Below are 6401 nucleotides of genomic sequence, written 5' to 3'. Positions count from 1 at the left end.
GCCGTCCACGCCCTCGACGCGCACCGTTGCGCAGGTGCGCTCGTCAGGGCGCGTGGCCAGCACGACGGGATCGCCCGCCACGAACTCGAGGTACTCGCGTGCCTCGTCGCCCATGCCGGTGGCGAAGACGTCGGCGGGGGAGAGGTAGCGGTTCTCGAGCGCTTGCTGCTGGTAGAGGGAGAGGGCGGGAGCGTCGAGCCCCTCCATGGCAGCGTCCTCTTCTGGGGAGGCTCCGCTCTCCGCGGCCATGGGGGCGCAGGCATCCAAGGAAAGGAGCGCGCGGTCGAACGCATCCGCTTCTCCCCACAGCCCTTCCTCGCACGACACTTCCACCTGCTGGGCGGCTGCAAGGCCGCTCGGCAGCTCTATGTCCACGTCGTTGACGTGCAGGCGATGCCAGGTAGGGGCGGGCATCGCGTTCGCGTGTTCTATCGTGAGGGTTCCCATTATCCGATGGCCCCTTCCATTTCTAGCTTAATCAGGTTGTTCATCTCCACGGCGTACTCCAGCGGCAGTTCCTTCGACACGGGGTCGGCGAATCCGTTCACGATCATCGTGCGCGCCTCCTCCTCGGACACGCCGCGGCTCATCAGGTAGAACACCTTGTCGTCGCCGATGCGCCCGATGGTGGCCTCGTGGCCGATGTCCACGTGCTTGCAGCGGATGTCCATGGCCGGGATGGTGTCCGACCGGCTGATGTCGTCCAGCATGAGCGACTGGCACGACACGCTGGCGGCCGCGCCCCGCGCGTTCTCGGTGGCCACGATGGACGAGCGGAACGTGGAGGCGCCGCCGCCCTTCGAGATGGACTTCGTCTCCACGGTGGCCGACGTGTCGGGCGCGGCCAGCACCACCTTGCAGCCGGTGTCGAGGTTCTGCCCTGCGCCGGCGAACGTGATGCCGGTGAAGCTGCTGGTCGACTTGCGCCCGGCCAGGATGGACATGGGGTAGAGGTAGCCCACGTGGCTGCCGAACGACCCGCTGATCCACTCGACGGCGCCGCCCTCCTGCACCACGGCGCGCTTCGTGTTGAGGTTGTACATGTTCTTCGACCAGTTCTCGATCGTGGAATAGCGCAAGGACGCGCGCTTGCCCACGAACAGCTCCACGGCTCCGGCGTGCAGGTTCGCCACGTTGTACTTCGGCGCCGAACAGCCTTCGATGAAGTGCAGGCTGGCGTCGTCCTCCACGATGATCAGCGTGTGCTCGAACTGTCCTGCGCCCTTCGCGTTCAGGCGGAAGTAGCTTTGCAGGGGGAAGTCCAGCTTCACGCCCTTCGGCACGTAGACGAACGAGCCGCCGCTCCACACCGCGCCGTGAAGCGCGGCGAACTTGTGGTCGGTGGGCGGGATGAGCGTCATGAACTTCTCCCGGATGAGCGCCTCCCACTTCGGCTCGCGCAGCGCCTCCTCGATGCCGGAATAGACGATCCCCATGTCGGCAGCCGTTTTCTGCATGTTGTGGTACACCAGCTCGGAGTCGTACTGCGCGCCGACGCCGGCCAGGTAGGCGCGCTCGGCCTCAGGGATGCCCAGCCGGTCGAACGTGTTCTTCACATCGTCGGGGAGGCTTTCCCAATCGGCCTGCTGGTCGGTGGCGGGCTTCACGTACGTCACGATGTGATCCATGTCGAGGCCTTCGAGGCCGGGGCCCCAGTCGGGCGCCTCCATGCGCTGGTAGGTGTCGAGCGCCTTGAGGCGGAAGTCGAGCATCCAGGACGGCTCGTCCTTCTTGGCCGAGATCTCGCGGACGATGTCGGGCGTGAGGCCTGCGTCGAGCCGGAGGGACGGGTCGGTCGCGTCGCTGATGTCGTACAGCGTGCGGTCGACGTCCTCCACATAGGTTCGGAACTCTTTAGTCATGCGTGCCTCCTAGAGCGCGGCGACGGGTTCGCGCGCCGCTTCCGCACCGGCTTGCTCGAACTGCTCGAAGCCCTGCTCGTTGATCGATTCGATGAGCGAGGAGTCGCCCTCGGCCACCATGCGGCCGCGCACCATGACGTGCACGCGGTCGACGTCGACGTGCTCGAGGATGCGCGTGTTGTGGGTGATGACGACCAGCGCGCCGCCCGTGGCGCGACGGTACGCGTCGATGCCGCGCGACACCACGCCCAGCGCGTCCACGTCGAGGCCCGAGTCCGTCTCGTCGAGGATGGCAAGCTTCGGTTCCAGTAACAGCAGCTGCAGCATCTCCAGCTTCTTCTTTTCGCCGCCCGAGAAGCCCACGCCCAGCTCGCGGTCGAGATACGACGGATCCATGTCCAGCTCGTCGGCCAGGGTGCGCACGTGCTTCTTGAACTGCTTGCCCTTGAGCTCTTTGCCGTCGCGGCCGGCGACGGTTGCGCGCAGGAAGCTTGACAGGGGCACACCGGGGATTTCAACGGGCGCCTGGAAGCTCAGGAACAGCCCCGCGCGCGAGCGCTTGTCGGGGGAGAGGTCGGTGATGTCGCGGCCGTCGAACTCGACGGAGCCGCCGTCCACGCGGTAGGCGGCATCTCCCATGACCACGTGGCCGAGCGTGGATTTGCCCGCGCCGTTCGGGCCCATGATGACGTGGGTCTCGCCGGGGCCCACGGCGAGATCGATATCGTGCAGGATGGGGGTTTCGTCAACCGAGGCGGAAAGCCCGCGGATGGTGAGGAGCGAATCGCGCGTCGTGATCGTCATGTGAGGTGCCTTTCATTAATCATATAGTTTTGCTAGGATTAAGATAGTGGCAAACGGGATATTGTCAAGACTTAATCATACAAGTTTGCTAGAATTTACGGAAAGCGGTCGGCGGCCTTCCGGTGCGAACGACTGCTTCACGCGATACGTTCGCATGGAGGGACGCGGGACTGCCGCGCGAGATCGCCATCGTGTGCGGCGCGAAACGGAAAGGAAGGGTGATCGAGGTGCTCGTATCGACGAAGGGCCGTTATGCGCTGCGGCTCATGGTGTGCGTGGCGCAAGCGGGAGCGGAGGGTAAGGTTGCCCTGCGCGAGGTGTCGGAGCGCGAGGACATCTCGCTCAAGTACCTCGAGCAGTTGGCTCGTCCGCTCGTGCAAGCAGGGTTGCTTCGCAGCGTGCGCGGCAAGGGCGGCGGCTACGCGCTGGCACAGGAGCCGGCCGCTATCGGGGCGGGCGACGTGCTGCGCGCGGTGGAAGGCTCCACGGCCCCGGTGGCGTGCCTTGATTTGCAAGAGGGGATGGCCTGCCCGCGAGCGGGCGAATGCACTACCGTGCGTTTCTGGGCCGGCCTCGACGAGGTCATCGAGCGCTACGTCGACGGCGTCACGCTTGCCGATCTGGCCGGGGAACCCGGCTTGCCGTCACTTCCTGCAATCTAACGCGGGTATGACGAGGCTCTAACGGGTTAGATCACGATGACTTTTCCGCTTCGGAAGGCCGATACGCGAGCCATACAATGACCGGACAGCGTATCGGGTTCCACCGAAGGAGTTGCATGAAACGGGTTATCGTGATCGGTGCCGGCGTTGCCGGTTTGGCGGCGGCTGCGCGCTTGCAGCATGCCGGATACGAGGTGACGCTCTTCGAGAAGGAGCCGCTTGTGGGCGGCAAGATGAACCAGATCCGCGAGGAAGGGTTCACGTTCGACGTGGGTCCCACCATCGTCATGATGCCCGAGCTGTACCGCGAGGTGTTCGAAACGTGCGGCCGCAATGCCGACGACTACATCCCCATGGAGAAGGTCGAACCGCTCATGGACATCTCCTTCGGCCCTGGCGACCGTCTGCGCTTATCGAACGATCTCGCCTCTATGACCGCCGCCGTGGAGGCCGTCGGGGAGAAAGACGCGCAGGGTTACTTCGAGTACCTGGCGCTGCTGTACAAGCGCTACCTCATCGCGAAGGACAACTTCCTGCAACGCTCGTTTCGCAAACCGATCGATTTCTACAACCCGAAAAGCTTGGTAGCCGGTCTGCGCTTGCACACGCTCGGCGACGCGTACTCGTCGGTCGCGCATCATGTGAAGGACGACCGGCTGCGCAAGGCGCTCGCGTTCCAAACGCTCTATATCGGCATCTCGCCGTTCGAAGGCCCCTCGCTGTACATGATCATCCCTATGATCGAGCTGCTGTACGGCGTGTGGTTCATGAAGGGCGGCATGTACGCGATGGCGCAGGCCATGGGCCGGCTGTTTCTCGAGCAGGGAGGAGAGCTGCGCACGTCCACGCCGGTGGAGCGCATCGTGGTGGAGAACGGCTGCGCCTGCGGCGTCGAGGCGGGAGGAACGGTGCACTATGCCGACTACGTGGTGTGCGACGCCGACTTCCCCTACGCCATCACCCAGCTCGTCGACGAGGCCGATGCGCGCGGCAAGTACACGCCGCATAAGGTCGAGGACATGGAGTACTCCTGCTCGTGCTTCATCCTGTACCTGGGCTTGGACAAACGCTATCCCTCCGATGCGGTGCATTCCATCCGCTTTGCCTCCGATTTCGAGCGCAACATCGACGACATTTTCGACGACGCGCGCTTTCCCGACGACCCGTCGTTCTACTGCTACGCGCCTTCGTCGCTGGACCGCTCGCTTGCGCCCGAGGGCTGTTCGACGCTGTACGTGCTGGTGCCGGTGCCGCCGCTGTCGCCCGCATCGCCCCGCTGGACGGACGCGGAAGTGGCCGAGTACCGCGACCGGGTGCTCGACCTCATGGAGCGCGAGACGGTGTACGAGGACGTGCGCGACCATATCGTGTTCGAGCGCGCCTACACGCCGCTCGATTTCGCCGAGCGGTTCAACGCCTACGACGGCGCGACGTTCGGCTTGCGGCCGACGCTCGGGCAGAGCAACTACTGGCGCCCTCACAACAAGGCGACCGACTGCAACCGCCTGTACTTCTGCGGCAGCAGCGTCCATCCGGGCGCAGGCGTGCCTATCGTGCTGCTCAGCGCTAAGCTGGCGGCAGAGGAGCTGATGCGCGATGACCGCCTGTAGCTTGCTTGACGAGCGCGCGGACGATTTCGCGTGGTGCGAGGATGTGATCAGGCGAAACTCGCATAGTTTCTACCGAGCGTTCTCGCTGCTGCCCGCTTGCAAGCGCCAGAGCGTGTACGCGCTGTACGCGTTCTGCCGCTTGGCCGACGACTGCGTCGACCGCGACGCCAGCGCGGCGAAGCTCGAGCAGGTGCAGGACGACCTTGCGCGGTTCTTCGCAGGCACCGTGGTCGACGCTCCGTTGTGGCGCGCGCTCGACGCGGTATGCTCGTCGTTCGACCTGGACGCGCAGCCCTTCTTCGACATGCTAGAAGGACAGCGTCGCGACCTGTCGTTCCGTCAGCCGGAAACGATGGGCGACCTGGAGGAATACGGCTACTACGTGGCCGGGTCGGTGGGGCTCATGCTGCTGCCCATCCTGCACGCCGCTTCTCCGGTGGACGACGGTTTGCGCGACAGCGCGGTGGCGCTGGGCGTGGCCATGCAGCTGACCAACATCCTGCGCGACGTGGGCGAGGACTTGGAGAACGGGCGCGTCTACCTGCCCGCGGAGGTGCTGGAGGCGGCGTCGTACGCGCCGGAGCGCCTGCGCGCGCACGCGGTGGACGAGGCGTTCCGCAACGCTTGGGAGACGGTGGCGCACCGCTCGGAGGAGTTGTACCGCCCCATGGAGCGCGACGTGATCGAGCTGGACGACGACAGCCGGCTTCCCACGCTGTCGTCGCTGTACCTGTACCGCGGCATCTTGGACGAGGTGCGCGCCGACGGCTACCGTTGCTTCGAGCATCGCGCCGTCGTGTCAAAGGCAACGGCGCGCGAGTTGGTGGACGAAGCGCTGGCGGCGCTCGAGGAAGGAAAGCGATGATGGGCGACGTGATGGAGAACCTGATCGGCTTGGGCGTCTCGCTCGCGTACGTACTGGCGGTGCTGGGAGCGTCCAGCCTGGCCGCGCGGCGTGGCGCGTCGTCGGAGGCAACCCGCAAGCTCGCGCATATCGCGTTGGGCGGCTGGTGGCTCATCGCGGCCCGGTTCTTCGATTCGCCTCTGTGGGCGGCGGCGCTTCCCGCTGCGTTCATCCTTGTGAACGCGTTCGCGTACCGTCGGCAGAAGCTGTCGTTCATGGGACGCGACGACGGCGAGGACACGCCGGGCACGGTGTACTACGCGGTGTCGCTGACGACGCTCGCGCTGTTCTCGTTCGGCATCGGCGCGCCGTACATGGGAGCGCTCGGCTTCTTCTGCATGGCGTTCGGCGACGGGTTCGCAGCTGTGCTGGGCAAGCGGTTCGGACGGCGCGTGCTGGTGGGATGCTGCGGGAAGACGCTGGTGGGAAGCGCGACCATGCTGATGGTGAGCTTCGCTTCCTGCGCCGTCGTGCTGATGGCGCCGCCGCCTTTCGGCGCGGGCGGCATTCTGGGCGCGCCGGGCGGCGCGTTCGCCCCTGAGACACGCAACAGGGGATA

Annotated in this window: 6 protein-coding genes and 1 pseudogene; 4 read left to right on the top strand and 3 right to left on the bottom strand. The window is 65.6% G+C overall.

From position 1 onward, the window contains the following. The 3 genes and pseudogenes from HMPREF1023_RS15665 to sufC all read right to left on the bottom strand — a co-directional run. Positions 1–447, bottom strand: a pseudogene (locus tag HMPREF1023_RS15665) (SufD family Fe-S cluster assembly protein); the annotation flags it as partial. Next, positions 447–1862 (bottom strand): Fe-S cluster assembly protein SufB, encoded by a 1416-nt coding sequence (sufB, locus tag HMPREF1023_RS04510; RefSeq protein WP_009304993.1) that lies wholly within the window; start codon positions 1860–1862, stop codon positions 447–449. The pseudogene HMPREF1023_RS15665 and the gene sufB, both read right to left, overlap by 1 nt. A gap of 9 nt (positions 1863–1871) precedes the next feature. Continuing rightward, positions 1872–2666, bottom strand: coding sequence for a Fe-S cluster assembly ATPase SufC (gene sufC / locus HMPREF1023_RS04505; protein ID WP_009304992.1), 795 nt, complete (start codon positions 2664–2666; stop codon positions 1872–1874). Positions 2667–2893: 227 nt separating this feature from the next. Here sufC and HMPREF1023_RS04500 point away from each other — a divergent pair, with 227 nt between their 5' ends. From HMPREF1023_RS04500 to HMPREF1023_RS04485, 4 genes are all read left to right on the top strand, one after another. After that, positions 2894–3328 carry an Rrf2 family transcriptional regulator gene (locus tag HMPREF1023_RS04500; RefSeq protein ID WP_035577222.1) on the top strand — a complete coding sequence of 145 codons (435 nt, stop codon included), beginning with the start codon at positions 2894–2896 and terminating at the stop codon, positions 3326–3328. Positions 3329–3444: 116 nt separating this feature from the next. Continuing rightward, positions 3445–4938: an NAD(P)/FAD-dependent oxidoreductase gene (locus HMPREF1023_RS04495; protein WP_009304990.1), complete on the top strand. Its 1494-nt coding sequence runs from the start codon at positions 3445–3447 to the stop codon at positions 4936–4938. Next, positions 4925–5803: a phytoene/squalene synthase family protein gene (locus HMPREF1023_RS04490; RefSeq protein ID WP_009304989.1), complete on the top strand. Its 879-nt coding sequence runs from the start codon at positions 4925–4927 to the stop codon at positions 5801–5803. Before HMPREF1023_RS04495 ends, HMPREF1023_RS04490 begins: the two co-directional genes overlap by 14 nt. Then, positions 5800–6401: diacylglycerol/polyprenol kinase family protein (locus tag HMPREF1023_RS04485; protein WP_369707139.1), on the top strand; the 602-nt coding region annotated here is incomplete at its 3' end. The genes HMPREF1023_RS04490 and HMPREF1023_RS04485, both read left to right, overlap by 4 nt.

This window comes from Eggerthella sp. 1_3_56FAA (genome assembly GCF_000185625.1).
Classification (GTDB): domain Bacteria; phylum Actinomycetota; class Coriobacteriia; order Coriobacteriales; family Eggerthellaceae; genus Eggerthella; species Eggerthella lenta.
Note: the sequence above shows the minus strand (reverse complement) of the source record. Positions and strands in the feature narration are given on the sequence as shown.